The sequence below is a fragment of the Mitsuokella apri genome (assembly GCF_051886055.1).
Lineage (GTDB): Bacteria > Bacillota > Negativicutes > Selenomonadales > Selenomonadaceae > Mitsuokella.
In genome coordinates, this window is sequence record NZ_JBJEXT010000070.1 from 220,290 (window position 1) to 239,400 (window position 19,111).

Sequence of the window (19,111 nt, forward strand, 5' to 3'; positions counted from 1 at the left end):
TCTCTGCTTCTCATCCCCGTAGATCCATATACCATATAATAATGGATGGGAAGTAAAAGTATCATTTACCAAGGAGTCCCCGGTAAAGCGGCATAATCGCTAAATCGATGCGCGTGCCAGGCGCATAGCGTTCATAGAGCCGGTATGTACGGCCATTCAGCGTCAGGGTAAGCTTGGTGCCCACACCCGTGCGCAGGGATAAATCCCTGAAATGCCGGTCCATATGGTCAAACACATAATAATTGCCCTCTTCGCGAAAATCGCCTTCTTCCTCCAGGAAGGGCAGTCCCACGCCAAACGACTGGTATTTTGTCGAAAGCAGCGTAAAACCATCGCGGGCATCATTGACTTCAAGATTCTCAAGAACCGGCGTCTTCTGCACCGAATGAATAAAATGAATGGAAAATGGCAGTCCCGGCCTTGCCTCGACTACAGCCACCCGCTCGCCCGCTGCCCGTACCACAAGGCACGGGGTCAAAAAGACATTGAGCAGGCCAAAGATGACAGCTAAGGCAGTTAGACCGGCACAAATTGAATAACGACGCATCGTAAAATCACCAGGTCAAAAGCAAAAAGGCCTCTCCATCACCATCATCGTCATGCCTTTCCAGCACATGAACGGACGAAAGAGACCTTTTGCTTATTCTTTACTCTTCTTACTCTTTAAAGAACTTCTCAGCACCGGCATTCATCGGCAGCGACATGCCCTTCATGGCACCTTCCTTCGTGATGAGCTTGCCTACAGAATGAGCGGCCTGCAGACGGTCGAGATTCGAGAAGATTGCCTTGGCAATATCATAGCCCATCTTGTCGTCGACTTTATCCGTAGCGACGAGCATAGCCATAACGGAGATCGTCGGGACTTCCTCATCAAAGCCGGCATACGTACCAGCCGGAATGGTCGTCTTCGTGTAGAACGGATACTTGGCAATCAGAGCATCGGCCTTATCCGCATCGATTGGCAGCAGGCGGACCTTATTCTGCGAAGCGATATCCTGTACCGAGGACGTCGGGTAGCCGGCCGTCAGGAACGCTGCATCGACATTGCCGTCCTTGAGGGCGCTGGCGCCTTCAGCAAAGGAGAGGTACTGGACGTCGATATCATCGTACGTGATGCCATAAGCCTCGAGAATCTGGCGGGCATTGGCCTCAGCGCCCGAGCCTGCAGCACCGACGGCGACGCGCTTGCCCTTGAGGTCCTTGATGCTCTTGATGCCGGCCTTATCGAGCGTGACGAACTGGCACGTCTCCGGATAAAGCGAAGCGATGCCGCGGATGTTGTCAACTTTCTTGTCCTTGAACATCTCCGTGCCGTTGACAGCGTAATACGTGATATCGTTCTGGACAATGGCGAGGTCAACCGAATTGTCCTTGAGCATGTTGATATTGGCGACCGTAGCACCCGTTGACTGTGCACTCGCATTCATGCCGGGGATTTCCTTATTGAGGATTTCGGCCATGGCACCGCCGATTGGATAGTACGTACCAGCCGTACCGCCCGTCGCGATGTTAAGGAATTTTTTCTGACTGCTTTCACTGCCGCAGCCGGCTAAAAGCACGGCTGTCATAACCGCTATAAGTCCCACGGTCAGCATTTTGGTCAAGGAATGAAACTTCATGTTGAACGCCTCCCACATTTATATCTGTAAATCATATTATGTATAAAATTATAACATAGCGTATATACACTGACAAGGTTAAAAGTGAAAAATACATGTAAATTTGTAATGTTTATATGTATACAAGAAACAAAAAGAGCCCTTTCCACGTCACATACCATAGCTGTGAGGGAAAAGAGCTCTTCGTTGAGCTTATTCTATGCGATTTTACAGGGATGTATCCTGTCTTATCCGTCAGCCAATGCGGGCTGTATGGATGATCTCATACCCCTTGGCTTTGATCTTCGCGGAGATTTCCTCGACGTTGGGGATATCGCCGCGCACGACAATCTCGTATTTGCCGTACGGCTGTCGGCAGGTCACGAGGCTGTCGATGGACAGGCCGCACTCCGTGAAAATGCCGGCAATGTCGTAAACAACACCGACTTTATTATCGACGAGCAGCGTCAGGCGTGTCTTGCCTTCCTGCAGGCCCATGACATCGACAAATGTCTTGAAGATATCCGTCTCCGTGATGACGCCGACAACAGCACCGACACTCGAGACGACCGGCAGGCCGCCAATCTTGTGATTGTACATGATGAGCGCGGCTTCTTCAATCGTCGCATCCTCATTGACGGAAATGACTTCCTTATTCATGATATCGCCAATCTTGAGCTTGGCGAGAAGCGAACGCGCTTCATAACGCGAAAGCGTCGTTGCCGGCGACGGTGCGACGCGCATGATGTCCTTATCCGACAAAAAGCCAACGAGCTTGCCTTCTTCCACGACCGGCAGGCGGCGGAAATGGCCCTTCTTCATGGCCGAAGCCGCTTCATCGACGGGTGTATCCGGTGAAACCGTCACTGGATTTTTTGCCATGCGATTTGCTACAAACATCTAAAATCCCCCTCTGCAATTTACTGCTGTTAAGAGAATTCGCCATCTGCCGGCAGTTTCCTGCCAGCAGGCAGTACTATTTATCCCATGATTTCGTTCCAATATCCTGAAACATCCTCAGCACACGCGATGCGCGGGGCATCAGCCGCCAAGATAGGCCTTGCGGACATCCTCGCTGGCCGCGAGCTCCTGTGCACTGCCAGAGAGCGTGATGCGGCCCGTCTCAAGGACATAAGCGCGGTTCGCGATGGAAAGGGCCATATTGGCGTTCTGCTCGACAAGCAGGACCGTCGTGCCGCTCTTGTTGATGTCGACAATGATATTGAAGATTTCCTTGATAAGAAGCGGCGCGAGGCCCATCGACGGCTCATCGAGCAGCAAAAGCTTCGGCCGGCTCATGAGCGCGCGCCCCATGGCCAGCATCTGCTGTTCACCGCCTGAAAGCGTGCCGGCCGACTGATTTTTGCGTTCTTCAAGGCGCGGGAAGAGTTCAAAGACCTTCTTAAGGTCCTGACGGATACCCTCTTTGTCCTTGCGCACAAAGGCACCGAGGTCCAGATTTTCCATGACGGTCATTTCGGCAAAAACGCGGCGTCCCTCAGGGACCTGAGAAATGCCCTTCTTGACGATTTCATGCGCGCGAACGCCTGCAATATTCTCTCCCTGAAACGTGATGCCGCCGTTTTTCGGCTTCAAAAGGCCTGAAATCGTGCGCAGCGTCGTCGACTTGCCGGCACCATTGGCACCAATCAGCGTGACAATCTCACCCTCATTGACTTCGAGGCTGATGCCCTTAAGCGCATGGATGGCACCGTAATATACGTCAATATTATCGATTTTCAGCATCGGTTCTGCCATATACATACCTGCTTTCCGTACATCCTGTACATTCTATAATTTGCCCAAATCCAGCATCAGTTCTCAGCGCCAAGGTAAGCGCGGATGACTTCCGGATTTTCCTTGATTTCAGCTGGCGTACCCTGCGCGATGATTTCGCCGTACTCGAGTACATAGATGCGTTCGCAGATACCCATGACGAGGCTCATATCGTGTTCGATGAGCAGGATGGTCAGGCCGAATTCCTTACGGATCCAGCGGATCATCTCCATGAGTTCCTTCGTCTCCTGCGGGTTCATGCCGGCAGCCGGCTCGTCGAGCAGCAGGAGTTTTGGCTTGGCCGCAAGGGCGCGGGCAATCTCAAGGCGGCGCTGGGCACCGTACGGCAGATTCTTGGCAACTTCATTGGCCTTATCATCCAGATGGAAAATCTTGAGGAGTTTATGGGCTTCTTCCTCAATCCGCTCTTCCTCTTTGAAATAACGGCCCACGCGGAAAACGGCCTCAAGCACGCTGTACTTGACGTGATAATGGAAGGCAATCTTGACATTCTCGAGGACCGTGAGTTCCGAGAACAAGCGGATATTCTGGAATGTGCGCGCGATGCCGCGCTGCGTGACTTCATAGGGCTTGAGGCCGACGATGCTCTTGCCCTCAAATGTGATGCTGCCCGTCGTCGGCTGATAAACACCGGTCAGCATATTGAAGGCCGTTGTCTTGCCGGCACCGTTTGGGCCGATGAGGCCGACGAGCTCGCCGCGGTCAAGATGAATATTGAAGTCCGTGACAGCCTTGAGGCCGCCGAATACCTCCGAGACATTCTCGGTGCGTAAAAGCTCACTCATGAGACGTCTCCCCTTTCTTGAAAATGCGGCGGAAAATGCCCATATTCGTGATTTCCATGTAGCCGAACAGGCCCTGCGGACGGTAGAACATCAGGAGAATCAGCGTGATGGCATAAATAATCATGCGGAATTCCGGCCAGCTGGCGAGAGCTGCCGAAATGAACGTGACGACAAAAGCACCGGCAATCGAGCCCGTGATGGAGCCGAGACCGCCCATGACGACCATGATGAGATAATTGAATGTCTGCATAAACGTGAACGAAGCCGGACTGATTAAATAGAAGCAATGTGCGAAAAGTCCGCCTGCGACACCGGCAAACGCCGCGCCAATCGTAAAGGCCATGACCTTGTACTTCGTCGTGTTGACGCCCATCGACTCGGCTGCAATCTCATTCTCGCGGATGGCAAGGCAGGCACGGCCGTGATTCGAATTGACGAAGTTCTTGATGAAGAACAGCGTAAACAGCATGATGAAGAAGACCCAGGCAAACGTCGTGTGATGCGGGATGCCCTTGAAACCGGCCGCACCGCCGACATACTGGATGTTCATGATGACGATGCGGATGATTTCGCCGAGGCCCAGTGTGGCGATGGCGAGATAATCGCCGCGCAGGCGCAGTGTCGGAATGCCGACGAGGAAGCCGAGGAAACCGGCCGCAATGCCGCCCGCAATCAGGGCGACGGCAAACGGCATGTGGAAATTAGCCGTCAAGACGACGCCGACATAAGCGCCGACCGCCATAAAGCCGGCATGGCCGAGTGAAAACTGCCCTGTATAGCCGTTGATGAGGTTCAGGCTCGCAGCCAGAATGATGTTAATACCGATAATCAGCAGATTAAGCTGCCAGAATGAACTCAGGATGCGCTCCGATATCAAAAACTGCAGAACTGCAAACAGAACGACGGCGAAGACGAGCATGATGCAGTCATTTTTTCGTAAGTATTTCATATGCTCCCCTCCTTAAACCTTTTCTTTCGTATTCTTGCCAAAGATGCCGGCCGGACGGATGAGCAGCACGAGAATCAGGATGGCAAAAGCCGCAGCATCACGGAACGTCGAGGAAATGAAGCCCGAAACAAAGGCCTCAACGACGCCGAGAATCAGGCCGCCGACGACAGCGCCCGGCAGAATGCCGATGCCGCCGAGTACGGCTGCGACGAAGGCCTTGAGGCCCGGCATGATGCCCATGAGCGGGTCGATGGAATTGTAGTAAATGCCGACGAGCACACCGGCGACAGCGGCAAGGGCCGAGCCAATGCCGAACGTAATCGAAATGATGCGGTCGGAGTTGATGCCCATGAGCTCAGCCGTCTCCGTATCAAACGAAGCAGCGCGCATGGCCTTGCCCGTCTTCGTCTTCTGGACAATATAAGTCAGGATGACCATGAGTACGGCCGTAATGCCGAGAATCAGCATCTGCTGACCGTTAATGACAATGCCGCCAATCGTCACGGCGACATCACCGAACATCGCCGGGAACGTGCGCGGTGTCGGCGAGACGAAATACATCGTCGTATATTCGAGGAAAAACGATACGCCGATAGCCGTAATCAGCACGGAGATACGCGGTGCATGACGCAGCGGCTTATAAGCGAGACGCTCGACAAGCATACCGAGAAAGCCCGTGACGACGAGTGAAATGAGCAAGGACGGCACAATGGAAAGATGTGCCTGCGTGATGGAGAAAAAACCGATATAGGCGCCCACCATGTAGATATCGCCGTGCGCGAAGTTGATGAGCTTAATGATGCCATATATCATCGTGTAGCCTAACGCTATGAGTGCATAAATACTGCCCAGCGATATGCCATTGATGAACTGCTGCAGAATTTGATGCAGGATTTCCATAGGATTAACTCCCTTCTGAAAATGACAAAATGACAGGAATGACAAAATAAAACTTACATATTATAAAGACATATAAAAGAGAAAAGCCCTCCCTCAAAGAGAGGTGAAGGCTTTTCCGTATAGGACTATGGATCAGTCCTCAGAATCCGGCATGATCTTAGCTACCATTACGCGGTCGCCATCTTTGTTCTGCAGGATAACGGCCTGCTTGATCGGATTATGGTTCTTATCCATCGTGATGGTACCCGTGCCGACCTGAAGGTCTTTCGTCTCCTCAAGAGCCTTCTGGATCTTCTCAGGATCGCTGCTGCCAGCGCGTTTGATGGCATCGGCAAGCATCTTGCCGGCATCGTAGCCAAGGGCTGCGAATACGTTCGGCATATGGCCGTACTTATTCTTGAAAGCTTCAACGAACGGTTTTACGGATTCATCCTTATCGGAATAATGCGTGCAGAAGTACGTGTTGTTCAGGGCATCTGCACCGGCGATATCGGCAACTTTCGAATCATCCCAGCCATCCGTACCGAGGATTGGGCAGGTGATGCCGAGCTCGCGGGCCTGCTTGACAATCTTGCCGACTTCTTCATAATAAGCCGGAACGAAGATGACATCGGCATTGGCCGTCTTGAGCTTCGTCAGCGTAGCCTTGAAGTCCTGATCCTTCGCAAGGAAGGCTTCTTCCATGACGACTTTGCCGCCGGCAGCTTCAAATTTCTCCTTGAATACCTTGCCAAGGCTCTTGGAATAGTCCGTACTGTTATCGACATAGATGACAGCCGTCTTAGCCTTGAGGTTCTCACTGGCGAATTTTGCCATAACCGTGCCCTGCTGCGGGTCGATGAAGCAGCTGCGGAAGACGAACGGCTTTACTTTGCCATTTTCAACCGTAACATCCGGGCTCGTGGCATCCGGTGCAATGATTGGCACTTTGTTGTCCGTAGCGACCTGCGACTCTGCAATGACGTTTGCCGTTACAGCAGGACCGACGAGGACGGAAACCTTATCGTCCGAGATGAGCTTCGTAGCAGCATTGACTGCCTCAGAAGCCTCGGATTTATTATCGGCCGTGACAAGCGTGATCTTTTTGCCGTCAATGCCGCCGGCATCGTTGATCTCATCGACTGCGAGCTTGAGGCCGTCGAGCGATGCCGAACCATAGTTCGCAACGTTGCCGGTCATCTCGAAGTTCGCGCCGACCTTGATCTCGTTGCTGTCGGACTGGCTGCCGCAGCCAGCGAGCACGCCGCCCATGAGCATCGTGCCCACGAGGACGCTGGCGAGTTTCAGACCTTTCTTGCTGAAATTCATATGAATTCCTCCCTTTTCTCTCCCTTGCAATTCTCTTATTGCGATTGCGATGAATTTATTATAGTTTACAGCTTTACATTAGTCAATACTTTTGTGCTAAAAAAATGTACTAATCAGCCGTTTTTGTTTTTCTGAAATGAACTTTTACTGTTTTCTATCACTCCATGTATCGTTGTCGCGGAATTTATATTAGGAAAGTTCACAGCAGGAATGTATGGGTTTACACTTTCACTGTATACAAAAAACGCAGCCGAAAGCTGCGTTTTCTCATGTATCTTTTTCGATTTTTAATCTTTGATGTAAATTTCAATGTCCTGACGGCCAAAAGCCAGTGCCTCTGCACGCGTGTCAAATGCGACATCGATGCGGTGTCCGTGAATCGCGCCGCCGATATCCTCGGCCACGGCATCACCGTAACCGGGAATATAGACATGTGTGCCGAGCGGGATGACATTCGGGTCTACGGCAATAATGCCATGACGCACGTGCGTTCCCATAGCTGTATACGCACAGTTGCCCGGGTCGTAGGCACTGTATCCCGTCGCATTGACATACATGGCCGTGCCGTCATCGTCCGACGATTCATATTCCTGACCGCCCGACAGCACTGCATATGTGCCATTGCCGCAGATGCCGTCTACCGTAAGGCCCTTCGCCTTCTGGAAGGATTTTATGGCATTCACCGTCTGATTGCCGCAGATGCCATCGGCTGTTCCCTGAAGCCAGCCCTGCTCAATGAGCAGGCTCTGGACCTGACGCACAGCCTGACCGCGAGATCCCTGCCGGACCAGGATGGATGATGCCATCGCGTCCGTCGAAAAGGAGAGCAGGAGGAACGCCGCTGCCAAAGGAATCACAAAATGAAATGGATTTCGCAAACGCAAACACCTCTCTCAAAAGCACCCGTACCATAATCGATATAGTCTATAATCCCTATTTTAACACATTGCGCATAAATCGGTCAAAACAAGTATCATTTGACAAGGTGCAGAGGCGGTGCCACGGGCTCTTTTGCCTCTGCCGGCGGTGTCTGCGGCAAATCCGACTCATGGTTTGTCTGGAAACCGTGATGGCAGATATTCAGCAAAATTCCCATGGATGCCATCGTAACGAGCAGTGATGAACCGCCATAACTGATAAACGGCAGCGGGATGCCGACGACAGGGAACGTGCCGCTGACCATAAAGAGATTGCCTGCGGCCTGTCCGACGACGAGCAGCATGATGCCGAGTGTCAAAATCTGGCCGTAGATATCGCGGGCACGGGCCGAGATGTAATAGCAGCAGACGGCCAGCATGAAGAACAGCAGAATGACAAGCAGGACACCGAGATAGCCGTGTTCCTGCGCGAAAATAGCAAAGGCAAAGTCCGTATGAGCCTCTGGCAGATATTCGTACTTGCTGACGCCCTCGCCGAGGCCCATGCCCCAGAGGCCGCCCGAACCGATGGTCGACATCGACTGTACGGCCTGATAGCCGACTCCCTGTGCATCGCTCCACGGATCATACGTGATGAGCACGCGCTTTAAGCGGTACGGCTGCAGGATGATGAGTCCCCCGATACTGCCAATGACGACAAAAAACAAGACCTTGACCTGTTTCCAGGGGATGCCGACGAGAAAGGCCATGAGCAGAGGCACGCCCAAAACGATGCAGGCCGTGCCCATATCCGGTTCCAATTCGACGAGACCTGCCATGACAATAATGATCCAGTACGGCGGTGCTTTGAGCAGATTGATTTTCTTCTCCATCTTCATCATGACCGTCAGAAATTTCGCCGCAATCAGGATGGCCGTAAGCTTGGCAAATTCGGCCGGCTGCACGCTGAAGCCCGCAAAGGACAGCCAGCGTCTCGCGCCATTGACAACCGTGCCGACGCCGAGGACCAGCACGAGGGCCCCTATCGTGATAATCAGCAGCCACTGCGTGATGCTCTGCCAGCGGTGATAATTAATGCGGCTGCAGGCAAAGCACACGGCAATGCCCAAGATCAGCCAGACGACATGGCGGATCAGGAAATAATACGGATTGTTGAAGCTCGTCGTAGCGAGGACGAAGCTCGAGCTGAAGACATTGATGGTGCCCAGCAGGAGCAGGACCGCCATGATGACAATGACGGGTTCTGATTCATTACGCCACGGCGTTTTGCGAATCAGCATCAAAATGCCCCCTTAATCCTCTTTCTGAGCCGTATGCTCATCCTGTTCTGCAGCGGCGCCCTCGGCCGGAGCCTCGAAAATAACCTCGCAGCGGTTGATTTTCTCACCAAAACCGCTGAATTTGCGCTCGTACTCCGTCATGATATTGTCCGGGCGGTTCTCCGCGTGCAGGTCATACGAAACATCCTGCACCTTGAGTCCGGCCTCGGCAAACTGCTCAAGCGAAAAGTCAAACAAGGGACGGTTATCCGTCTTGAAGTGGAGCTCGCCGGGCTTTTTGAGCAGACGGCGGTACTTTTCAAGGAAGCCCACATGCGTCAGACGGCGTTTGGCATGACGCTTTTTCGGCCATGGGTCGCAGAAGTTGATGTAGAAGCGGTCAACTTCGCCCTCGGCGAAAATATCTTCAATATGGTTGATGTCAAAGACGAGCAGACGCACATTCTTGAGTTCTTTCTCCGCAATCTTTTTGGCAGCGGAATACAGCACATCCTGCTGCATCTCAATGCCGATAAAATTGATTTCCGGATGGCGCTCCGCCATCTGACTGATGAAATCGCCCTTGCCCGTGCCGAGCTCAACATGAAGAGGGGCCTGACGGCCAAAGATTTCCGCCCATTTGCCCTTCTTCTCCTCGCCGATTTCCTGGTCACGGCTCACGACAAAATCATCAAATTCGTGAATGGCTTCATCCACCCACGGTTTTCTTCTTAAACGCACAGTTTTCCTTATCCTTTCGCGATGATTTGATTATCCCTTATGTTCTAGTGTACCCTGTTTCATTTTTTCTCAAGGTTGTACTTCTTGAGATAGCGGTAAAGCGTCACGCGGCTGACATTCAGGAGATTTGCGAGACGGCTGACATTGCCGCCGGCTGCCTGCCAGGCCTTGACGAAGACCTCTTTGTCTTCCTTCCATTTGTTGTCCGGCTTGACGTCGCCCATAAGGCTGATATCCTCCGGTGCAATCGTGTTTTTCGGCGTATTAAAGAACGCATATTCCAGCACACTCTGCAGCTGCTTGATGTTGCCCGGCCAGTCGTATTCTTCCAGTACCTCAGCCGTCTCCGGCAGAATGCGCTTTGGTCTCATCTGATGCTGTTCCGCAAGTTCTGCCACAATGTGGTCCGCGAGTTTCGGAATATCCTCGCGGCGGCTCCGAAGCGGCGGTACGCGCACGACGCTCTTCGAGACGATTTCATAGAGCTCCGGGGAAAAGAGGCCGCGTTCCGTCAGGCGCTTGAGGTCGCTGTCACAGGCAGCGATGATGCGCACATCGATGTCGCGTTCCACCTTCTCGCCGATGCGGTGTGTCTTGCCCGTCTTCAGCGCATGGGCCAGCTCGACGGCAATTGGGCGCGGCAGTTTCTCGATTTCATCGAGGAAGAGCGTACCGCCGGAGGCGAGCTCCAGCCGGCCCTGATGGCTGACATCCGGCCCCATGACAATGCCGAAGAGTTCCTGCTCGAGGATTTCCGGCGTCGCATCGCCGCAGCGCAGCGTGATGAGCGGCCCCGCAGCGCGCGGGCTGGCCTGATGGATGCCATGTGCCATGCGCTGCTTGCCAGTGCCGGCCTCACCCTGAATCAGGATATGATGCTTGTTCTTGGCCACGCGTGCCGCCTTGGCGCGGACACTCGCGAAAGTCGTACCCTCGCCGACCATCGAATTGAGGCTGTATTTTGCCGTATAGCCGGCAGCGTGCGCGACGAGTGTGCGCAAATCCTCAATGGGCATCGAAACGACGACGACGGATTCCACAGCGCGGTCCGCATCGCGTTCGAGCGGCACGACCGTCGTGATATCCTCATACGTCTTCTTCGGCGTAATCCAGGTGACTTCCTTATTATAGGAGGGAACACCGTTAAAGCCTTTGTAAATCGGCGTATGCTGGTAGTTCATGATGACATCGTTGAGATTCGACGTGTACTTCCTGTCCTCGCCTTTCTTCGCGCCGATGCCCTCAAGGCGCGTATGGCCGAGCTTGTTCGCATAGGCGACTTCGCCGCCCGGCATGACATGATACACGGCAAACGGCGTCGCATCGAGGATGGCCTCCTCCGCCTTGATGCGCACGGCCTCCGTCAGATGCGCCTCCAAGGCATTTTTCATCGTCAGCAGCAGGGAGATGATGGCATCCTGCGGCATCGGTACCTGCTCCATGGAAACCAGCGTGATGATGTAATGGAATTCCCCGTTGACCTTGATTGGTGCCGAGCAGGCATCGCCGAGCTGGCATTCCTTGACCCACATCTCCGGCCCGAACAGCCAAAACGGCGTCTGATGGGCATAGGCCACACTGATGCTCGATGTGCCAACATCCTCGATGCCGACGCGCACGCCTTCAATCTCACCCGGCGTCATCTGGTAGAACGGCAGCGAATAACTCTTTAATACGCGGCAGTCCGAATCGATGAGCAGCAGCGACAGATTGTACTCCTGAAAGAACTCGCGGATATCTTCGCTGAGTCCGCTCAAGTAGTCGATGGCATCCTTATGCTTGGCCTGCAGCTTGGCAAACTGCTCTTTTGACATCTTGCGCGAAACATCCATCGTCTCGGTGCCGATGCCGAGTTCCCGGCTCTTCAGCCAAGATTCCGCCACCCAAGGATGAACATTCGGATCAATGACGCCATCCTCGACAAACTTGCGGTAGTAGCCCTCAAGTTTTCCCCTGCTGCGATGTTCTCGTATCATAAAAATCCCCCCTGCATCATATTAGAGCCCTGCGGCTCTGCATATGACAGAAATTATTGGAAAGTTTACAGTTTTACATAAATCAGCATATATAGAAAAGCTGTACCTTATATTTTAACAATCATCGCCCTCACCTGCAATTCTTTTTGCAAAAAAGTTTACAAAACGGTATAATATGGAGTGATTCAATGTAAATGCAAAGGCAGGGAAAATTCCATGGCAAATCAGTATAAGAAGCTCCAGAAGAAGCTTTACGACAAGAAAAAACCGGATGACAAGAAAAAAGAGCCGAAAATCGGCAAGGATTATCCAATCATTGCCCTGATTGTGCTGACCGTCATCGTCAGCATCTTAGGCTGGGCGAACTTCGACAATATGAACCGCGCGATGTACGTCCTTTTAGCGGCCTCTCTGATTCTGACGTATGTACGCCGTCATGCAAAACTCACGGAAGTACAGGCCGTCTTCGTCGAACGCGCCAGTGCCGTCAGCATCGGCTTCGCGATTGCGCTGTTCTTCATCGTCCTCTATTATCAGATTTTCGCTTAATCACTCCTATAAAAATAACCCATCAGGTCAAAGCCCGATGGGTTATTTTTATGCATGAAGCATGAGGGATTATTTATGCTCCCAGATATCGACACGGCGGTTGTCAGCCTTGCCCTGCTCCGTTGCGTTGGAAGCAACCGGATTGTTCTCGCCCTTGTAGTTGAGGTTCAGGCGGCTGCTGCTTACGCCGTTATCCTCAGCGTATTTGGCAACGTTATCGACACGGCGTTTCGAGAGGTCTTCGTTATATTCCTGCGAAGCATCGGAATCCGTGTTGCCGATGAGCTTAAACGTGGAATCCGGATGAGCCTTAGCGACAGCGACGAAGTTAGCAAGTTTCTGAGACTCAGAAGCCAGCGGCGTATCTACGTCAGATGCGAAATGAATCGTATCGAGATAATAGTCATTGTAGACGTGCTGCGGTACGACCGGCGTCTCTACGACCGGAGCAACTGGCTCAGGCTCTGTAATCGGTGCTGGAGCCGGAGCTGCCTTGTGGCCGCCGAAGCGATAGCTCAGGCCAACGAGGAAGCCGCGGTACTTGATGTTGTTGTCTTCATCAAGCTTCGTATCGAGGTAACGATAGCCGGCATTGAGGTCCCAATCGTTGTTGATCGTGTAAGCAAGACCCGTTTCCCAGAGGGACGTCTTCTTCGTGCCGACAGCACCGTCAGCATAGAAAGCCAGATTCTTGGCAATGTCAAACTTCGTAGCGAGACCGAGCTGGGCAACGTTGTTCGTCGTATCCTTGAAGCCTTTCAGGGAGTTGTCGAACTTGTTGCTGATGCGGTTCCAGCCGGCAAAAACAGCTGCGTTCTTGCCGAGGCTGTAAGCGAGGTTGACTTCGTGCTCATCGCCCGTCGTCTTGAAGTCATTCATCTTCGTGTTGAGATCATGGTAGTCATAGCGCAGAGCCCATTTGTCGGACAGAGCATAGCCGAGGCCGCCATTGAAATTCCATTTCGAGCTGCTGTCAAGACCAGCCGTCTTTGCTTTTGGTGCCCAGGCACCGAGATCGAGCTGCCACTCGCCCTGCTGCCACTGCGTCTGCGGAGCAGCACTTGCCATCGTAGCCATCGTGGCCATTGCAGCAAGAGTTGCTACAAGTGCTTTTTTCTTCATAAAGAACCCCTCTTCTCTTTACTAGAATTACTAGAGATGATATCAAAGGGATATAACATACACCCTTCGATTCCCTAGTATAGCACTAATATATGCGTTGGAAAGACTATTTGAGTATTTTTCTCAAAAGTTTAATCTTTGCTTCTCTTTGTTTTTATGTTGCCGAATCTTTATTTTAAGATAACGGCTGTATATATTAAAATCTTAAAATACAGCTGTAACCTCGACTTCGCAGAGAGCACCTGCCGGCAGGTCCTTGACCGCTACGCAGCTTCTGGCCGGTTTCGAGATGAAATGCTTGGCATAGACTTCATTGAAGGCCTTGAAATCCGCAATTTCTGCGAGGAAACACGTCGTCTTGACGACATGACTCATATCCGTGCCTGCTTCCTTGAGCACGGCCTCAACATTTTTGCAGCACTGCTCAGCCTGTTCCTCAATCGTCGTGGCGACAATCTTTCCCTCCGCCGGATTGATGGCAATCTGCCCTGAGCAGTAAAGGACGCCGTTTGCCTCAATGGCCTGACTGTAGGGACCGACAGCTGCCGGAGCCTGATTCGTGTGGATGACTTTCATCGTGATTCCTCCTTATGACAAATGCTTAACAATATAACAAAACCGCAGGCGAACCTGCGGTTTCGAGCTTCTATTTTATTTTACAACATCAGGCGTTATGTTACAAGTTTACAACTTGTCTCTCTTATGCCCTTAAGCCTTCATGCGCGGCACGACCATGTGGCCGCGCTCAATTTCCTTGCGGTGGCAGTGCGGGCATTCGTTCTCGATGATGCCCGTGTAGCCGCAGACAGGGTCGCGGTCCACCGGATGATTGATGGAGAAATAGCCCATGTTGGCATCGTGCATGGCGCGTACGACGGCTTCAAAGGCCTTGACATTCTTCGACGGGTCGCCGTCCATCTCGATGTAGGCGATGTGGCCGGCATTCTCGAGCGCGTGATACGGCGCCTCGATGCGGATTTTGTCGATGGCCTTGATGGGGTAGTAGACCGGCACATGCGAGGAATTCGTCATGTACTCGCGGTCCGTGACGCCCGGGATAATACCATATTTTTTGCGGTTCGCACGCTGGAACTGACCTGCCGTCGATTCTGCCGGTGTGCCAAACGTCGACCAATTGCGGTGTTCCGCTTCCGTATAAGCATCCGTGCGCTCACGCAGATGACCGACAATTTTGAGTCCGAGCTCCTGTGCTTCCTCACTCTCGCCATGATGCTTGCCGATGAGGGCCTTGAGGCATTCGGCAAGGCCGCAGAAACCGATGGAATACGAAGCATGCTTCAGGACTTCCTTGATGGAATCCGTTGGCTTCAGTTTCTCACTGTCCATCCAGACGCCCTGTCCCATGAGGAACGGATAGTTGTAGACGTGCTTCTGCTCGATGATGGCAAGGCGTGAGAGCAGGTAATCGTGGCTGATGTCAATATAATGGTCGTAGAGCTCCCAGAATTTCTTGAGATCGCCCTTGGCCTCGAGTGCGAGCTTTGGCAGATTGATCGTCGTGAACGAGAAATTGCCGCGGCTGCCCGATTCCTCCGGACCATTGACATTGCTCATGACGCGCGTGCGGCAGCCCATCGTCGCCACGACGCTGTTGTAATCGCCCGGTTTGTAGTACTGCAGGTTGTACGGCGCGTCGATGTTGACGAAGTTCGGGAACAGGCGCTTCGCGCTGACCTTGCAGGCCTTGAGGAACAGGTCGTAGTTCGGGTCGCCCGGGTTGTAGTTGACACCGGCCTTGAGCTGGAAGACCGAAATCGGGAAAATCGGCGTCTCGCCGTAGCCGAGGCCCGCCCAGATGGCATTGAGGACCTCGCTGATGACGAGGCGGCCTTCAGGCGACGTATCCATGCCGTAGTTGATGGACGAGAACGGCACCTGTGCGCCGGCGCGGCTGTGCAGCGTGTTGAAGTTGTGAATCAGGGCCTCCATAGCCTGATGCGTCTCTTCAATGACATCGGCGCAGGCCAGATGGTAGATGTTGTTCGCATCAATGACGACATCCGTCGTCGGCTTGTGATATTCATCGGCCAGAATCTCTTCGAGTGCCTTCATGATGGCCGCGATGCTCTCCTTGGCCTTCGGGTCGTCATCACTCTCCGTGAAATGGCATTTCGTGAGGTCGAGATGTTCCTTGAAAATCTTCTTGAACGCAGTAAAATCGCGGAACGGGTCCATGCCGAAACGATAAATCAGAGCCTTGTGTGCCTCATCGTAAACGGCCTTCTTGAAGGATTTGCGCACGCCCTCAGCCATCGCGTAGTCAAAGGCATTGATGCTCTGACCGCCGAACATATCATTCTGGTTCGACTGAATGGCGATGCACGCCAGCGATGCATAGGCGCGAATTGAATTCGGCTCACGCAGGAAGCCGTGGCCCGTGGAAAAACCGCCGTGGAAGAGCTTCAAAAGGTCAATCTGGCAGCAGTTGAAGGTAATCAGCGAGAAATCCTTATCGTGAATATGGATGTAATTCTCGCGGTCGGCCTCGGCGTATTCCTCATCGAGCACGTAATTGTCGACAAAGTGCTTGGCTCCCTCGGCACCGAGCTTGAGCATGATGCCCATCGAAGCATCCGTATTGATGTTCGCATTATCGCGCTTGAGGTCAGAGTCGACGGAATCCGCAAAGAAGATATCGCGGTACGACTCCATCAGATGTTTCTGTGCTGCGCGGCGTTCCGCATGCTTCTGACGGTATGTGATGTACTTTTTGGCGATATCGTAAAAATCGTACTTCATGAGCTCCTGCTCGACGATATCCTGAATTTCCTCGACGCTGACATTGTCGCGGTCCTGAATATCCCATTCGACCTGGCTCGTCACCTCGTCGATATCTTTTTCGGACATCGTATTGCCGCCATCGTTATTTGCCCCAGCGATGGCATGATAAATTTTTTCACGGTTATATGGCACAGTGTGCCCGGAGCGTTTGGTTACGGTCTTCAGATTCATAGCTAACGACACTGCTTAATCCGGCTCATATTGTGCAGTGTCTTTCCGCCTCCCCCTAGATATTGTGGTTTATTTGCTTGTGACAGGTATATATTGTAGCAGAGAACGGCCTGTCTGGCAATCATGAAAATCACCGTGACAAACCAAAAACACCGGCTTTGTGCTCCGCTATACAGATTACGGCGGATTTTACGAGCCATTATCAAATTGACGAACGACACGATTTCAGGTAAAATGTATCGGGATTTCTTATCAATCGACAAACAACTAATTAATTAAAGAAGCTGGATTTTTATTCTGAAGCGCTGTCCGTGAAAAGCCGCGGCAGCCGCTGGAACCGAGGTCAAAGACACAATGCATATTTCTACAGAGGGACAAGACCGTCTCATCCGCTGGCTGACGGCAGCAGCAATCTACTACATCTGCCTAATCGCCTTTTACATTGATATTGGACAGGATATGGGTGCGGACTATTTCATCCCGGTTTTCCTGCCCGTCATGCTCGGGCTCGTACTCGTGCAGTACGGTACACGCGTTCCGTTATTTTCCTGGGCAACTCTGCCAAATCTCATTACAGGGCTTGCCTGGTGCAGCGCCTTTCCACTGCTCTACACCTGGACGTATCATCAGGACTGGTATATGTCAAAAATTTGTTTCGACTTTCTCGTCGGCACATCTGAATTTTTGCTGCTCACCTCTCTTGAGGGTGCACTTTTCCGCCTCGGCCACGAAAAAATCATCGCGGGGCTCATGGCCCTTTTAAATCTCTTCGGCATCGTGATCCCGTTCATCCAATATGCATATTACTGCATTGTCTGGCACTGCCTGTCACCGGCCTCGCTCATGGCCCTGTACCTGACGAACTGGCGCGAGAGCATTGACTTCATCGAATCGAATGTCGGCGTCGTGCCGGCCATCATCATCATCGCGGGGCTCCTGCTGTTTCTCTATGCCTGCTGGCGCGGCCACATGGCCTTTGCCCGCCGCCTCGAAGAGGAAGATTCCACGGCCGGACGCATGGGCGCTCTGTTCCTGCTCGTCGTCGCCACGATTGCTTCGCTCTGGTGGTACGTGCCGCAGACCTCGATTGCCGACCTCTGGAATGATGTCGATACCTATGTCAAACAGACGCAGACCTACAGCCTGAACTACGAGGAACGTTTCGCGAGCCTTTCGATTGAAGGCACGCAGACGCTTGCTGCCAAATCTCCCGGCACGGTCATCGTCGTCATCGGCGAATCCGCTTCGCGCAATTATATGAAGGCCTTCACGCCAGACTATGCCTACGACGATACGCCCTGGCAGAGCCAGCAGCTCACGAATCCTGATTTCCTGTTCTTCCAGAACGCCTACTCCTCATGGTCACAGACCGTCCCCGTCCTGCAGCGCGCGCTGACAGAACAGAGTCAGTACAATGACAAAGAGTTCTTCAATTCGGCTTCGATCATCGATGTTGCGAAAAAGTCGGGCTATAAGACCTACTGGTTCAGCAATCAGGGCCGCTACGGCCAGTACGACAGCGCCATCACGCTCGTCGCCAAGACAGCCGACCACTCCGAATGGACAGACGACTCCTACAACTTCTCGGATAAATACGATGAGACGCTGCTGCCTTACCTCTCGCAGGTTGACCCGAGCCAGAACAACTTCATCGTGCTTCACATCATGGGCAGCCACATTTACTACAACAACCGCTATCCGGAAGAATTCAACAAATTCCAGGGCGAAGAAGGCTCCTCGACGATGACTTCAGAAGCTTCGTATGCCAACAGCATCCTCTACACCGACTACATCCTCTCGCAGATTTTCGATTACGCAAAGAAAAACCTCAACCTGCAGGCCATGGTCTACTTCTCCGACCACGGCGAGAACCTGACCATCTCGCATAATCCGGATGTCTTCAGCTTTGATATGGTCCGCATCCCGATGTGGATATACCTCTCGCCTTCTTACCAGCAGGCTCTGCCAACCCGCACAAACGTGCTGCGCAGCCATGAGAGCCGCTATTTCACGAACGATATGCTCTATGACACAATTGCCGGTATTCTCAATGCTCCATCCCAGCGCTACGACCCGGGTCAGGACCTCTCGAGCAACGGCTACCGCTTCAACCGCGACAACCTCACGACCATGCTCGGTCAGTATCAGCTGAACACGGACCCTGACGGCAATCCTGAAAAATAATATTTCCTTTCTTTAAATAAGAAGCAAAGACAGGCCCCGCTGCACAATGTGCGGCGGGGCCTGTCTTTTTGAGTAATTCTCTATCGTCACGT

General features: G+C 52.7%; 17 protein-coding genes. 2 read left to right on the forward strand and 15 right to left on the reverse strand.

Annotation, left to right across the window (positions count from 1 at the left end):
- Positions 1-61: 61 nt before the first annotated feature.
- The 12 genes from ACI4OH_RS11100 to ACI4OH_RS11155 all read right to left on the reverse strand — a co-directional run bounded on the left by ACI4OH_RS11100 (position 62) and on the right by ACI4OH_RS11155 (position 12,191).
- Positions 62-547 (reverse strand): DUF1850 domain-containing protein, encoded by a 486-nt coding sequence (locus tag ACI4OH_RS11100; protein ID WP_435720946.1) that lies wholly within the window; start codon positions 545-547, stop codon positions 62-64.
- Between the two features lie 109 nt (positions 548-656).
- A complete protein-coding gene (locus ACI4OH_RS11105) occupies positions 657-1,619 on the reverse strand; it encodes a TAXI family TRAP transporter solute-binding subunit (RefSeq protein ID WP_435720947.1) in 963 nt (320 codons plus the stop codon).
- A 234-nt stretch (positions 1,620-1,853) separates the two neighbouring features.
- Positions 1,854-2,498, reverse strand: coding sequence for a CBS domain-containing protein (locus ACI4OH_RS11110; RefSeq protein ID WP_432646276.1), 645 nt, complete (start codon positions 2,496-2,498; stop codon positions 1,854-1,856).
- 141 nt (positions 2,499-2,639) lie between these two features.
- Positions 2,640-3,356: an ABC transporter ATP-binding protein gene (locus tag ACI4OH_RS11115; protein ID WP_432646277.1), complete on the reverse strand. Its 717-nt coding sequence runs from the start codon at positions 3,354-3,356 to the stop codon at positions 2,640-2,642.
- A gap of 56 nt (positions 3,357-3,412) precedes the next feature.
- On the reverse strand, positions 3,413-4,180 hold the full coding sequence (locus ACI4OH_RS11120) for an ABC transporter ATP-binding protein (RefSeq protein WP_432646278.1): 768 nt from the start codon (positions 4,178-4,180) through the stop codon (positions 3,413-3,415).
- Complete coding sequence (locus ACI4OH_RS11125) at positions 4,173-5,129, reverse strand: branched-chain amino acid ABC transporter permease (protein WP_432646279.1); 957 nt, start codon at positions 5,127-5,129, stop codon at positions 4,173-4,175. The genes ACI4OH_RS11120 and ACI4OH_RS11125 overlap by 8 nt, the downstream gene beginning before the upstream one ends.
- Positions 5,130-5,141: 12 nt before the next feature.
- A complete protein-coding gene (locus ACI4OH_RS11130; protein WP_432646280.1) occupies positions 5,142-6,029 on the reverse strand; it encodes a branched-chain amino acid ABC transporter permease in 888 nt (295 codons plus the stop codon).
- A gap of 132 nt (positions 6,030-6,161) precedes the next feature.
- Positions 6,162-7,337 (reverse strand): ABC transporter substrate-binding protein, encoded by a 1,176-nt coding sequence (locus ACI4OH_RS11135; RefSeq protein ID WP_432646281.1) that lies wholly within the window; start codon positions 7,335-7,337, stop codon positions 6,162-6,164.
- A gap of 287 nt (positions 7,338-7,624) precedes the next feature.
- Complete coding sequence (locus ACI4OH_RS11140) at positions 7,625-8,143, reverse strand: peptidoglycan-binding protein (protein ID WP_432646288.1); 519 nt, start codon at positions 8,141-8,143, stop codon at positions 7,625-7,627.
- A gap of 167 nt (positions 8,144-8,310) precedes the next feature.
- Positions 8,311-9,495 (reverse strand): FtsW/RodA/SpoVE family cell cycle protein, encoded by a 1,185-nt coding sequence (locus ACI4OH_RS11145; protein ID WP_432646282.1) that lies wholly within the window; start codon positions 9,493-9,495, stop codon positions 8,311-8,313.
- A gap of 12 nt (positions 9,496-9,507) precedes the next feature.
- Positions 9,508-10,215 carry a tRNA (guanosine(46)-N7)-methyltransferase TrmB gene (gene trmB, locus ACI4OH_RS11150; RefSeq protein WP_432646283.1) on the reverse strand — a complete coding sequence of 236 codons (708 nt, stop codon included), beginning with the start codon at positions 10,213-10,215 and terminating at the stop codon, positions 9,508-9,510.
- Between the two features lie 59 nt (positions 10,216-10,274).
- Positions 10,275-12,191: a sigma 54-interacting transcriptional regulator gene (locus ACI4OH_RS11155; RefSeq protein WP_432646284.1), complete on the reverse strand. Its 1,917-nt coding sequence runs from the start codon at positions 12,189-12,191 to the stop codon at positions 10,275-10,277.
- A gap of 216 nt (positions 12,192-12,407) precedes the next feature.
- Between ACI4OH_RS11155 and ACI4OH_RS11160 the strand changes: the two genes are divergently transcribed.
- Positions 12,408-12,740, forward strand: a complete 333-nt coding sequence (locus ACI4OH_RS11160; protein WP_432646285.1) for a hypothetical protein — start codon at positions 12,408-12,410, stop codon at positions 12,738-12,740.
- Between the two features lie 69 nt (positions 12,741-12,809).
- On the opposite strand, the gene ACI4OH_RS11165 is transcribed toward ACI4OH_RS11160, so the two are convergent.
- The 3 genes from ACI4OH_RS11165 to ACI4OH_RS11175 all read right to left on the reverse strand — a co-directional run bounded on the left by ACI4OH_RS11165 (position 12,810) and on the right by ACI4OH_RS11175 (position 16,835).
- Positions 12,810-13,862 carry an OmpA family protein gene (locus ACI4OH_RS11165; protein ID WP_435720949.1) on the reverse strand — a complete coding sequence of 351 codons (1,053 nt, stop codon included), beginning with the start codon at positions 13,860-13,862 and terminating at the stop codon, positions 12,810-12,812.
- A 204-nt stretch (positions 13,863-14,066) separates the two neighbouring features.
- Complete coding sequence (locus ACI4OH_RS11170) at positions 14,067-14,438, reverse strand: RidA family protein (RefSeq protein ID WP_432647837.1); 372 nt, start codon at positions 14,436-14,438, stop codon at positions 14,067-14,069.
- Positions 14,439-14,570: 132 nt separating this feature from the next.
- Complete coding sequence (locus ACI4OH_RS11175) at positions 14,571-16,835, reverse strand: anaerobic ribonucleoside triphosphate reductase (RefSeq protein WP_435720950.1); 2,265 nt, start codon at positions 16,833-16,835, stop codon at positions 14,571-14,573.
- 354 nt (positions 16,836-17,189) lie between these two features.
- Here ACI4OH_RS11175 and ACI4OH_RS11180 point away from each other — a divergent pair, with 354 nt between their 5' ends.
- A complete protein-coding gene (locus ACI4OH_RS11180) occupies positions 17,190-19,019 on the forward strand; it encodes a phosphoethanolamine transferase (protein ID WP_435720951.1) in 1,830 nt (609 codons plus the stop codon).
- The last annotated feature ends 92 nt before the right edge of the window (positions 19,020-19,111 follow it).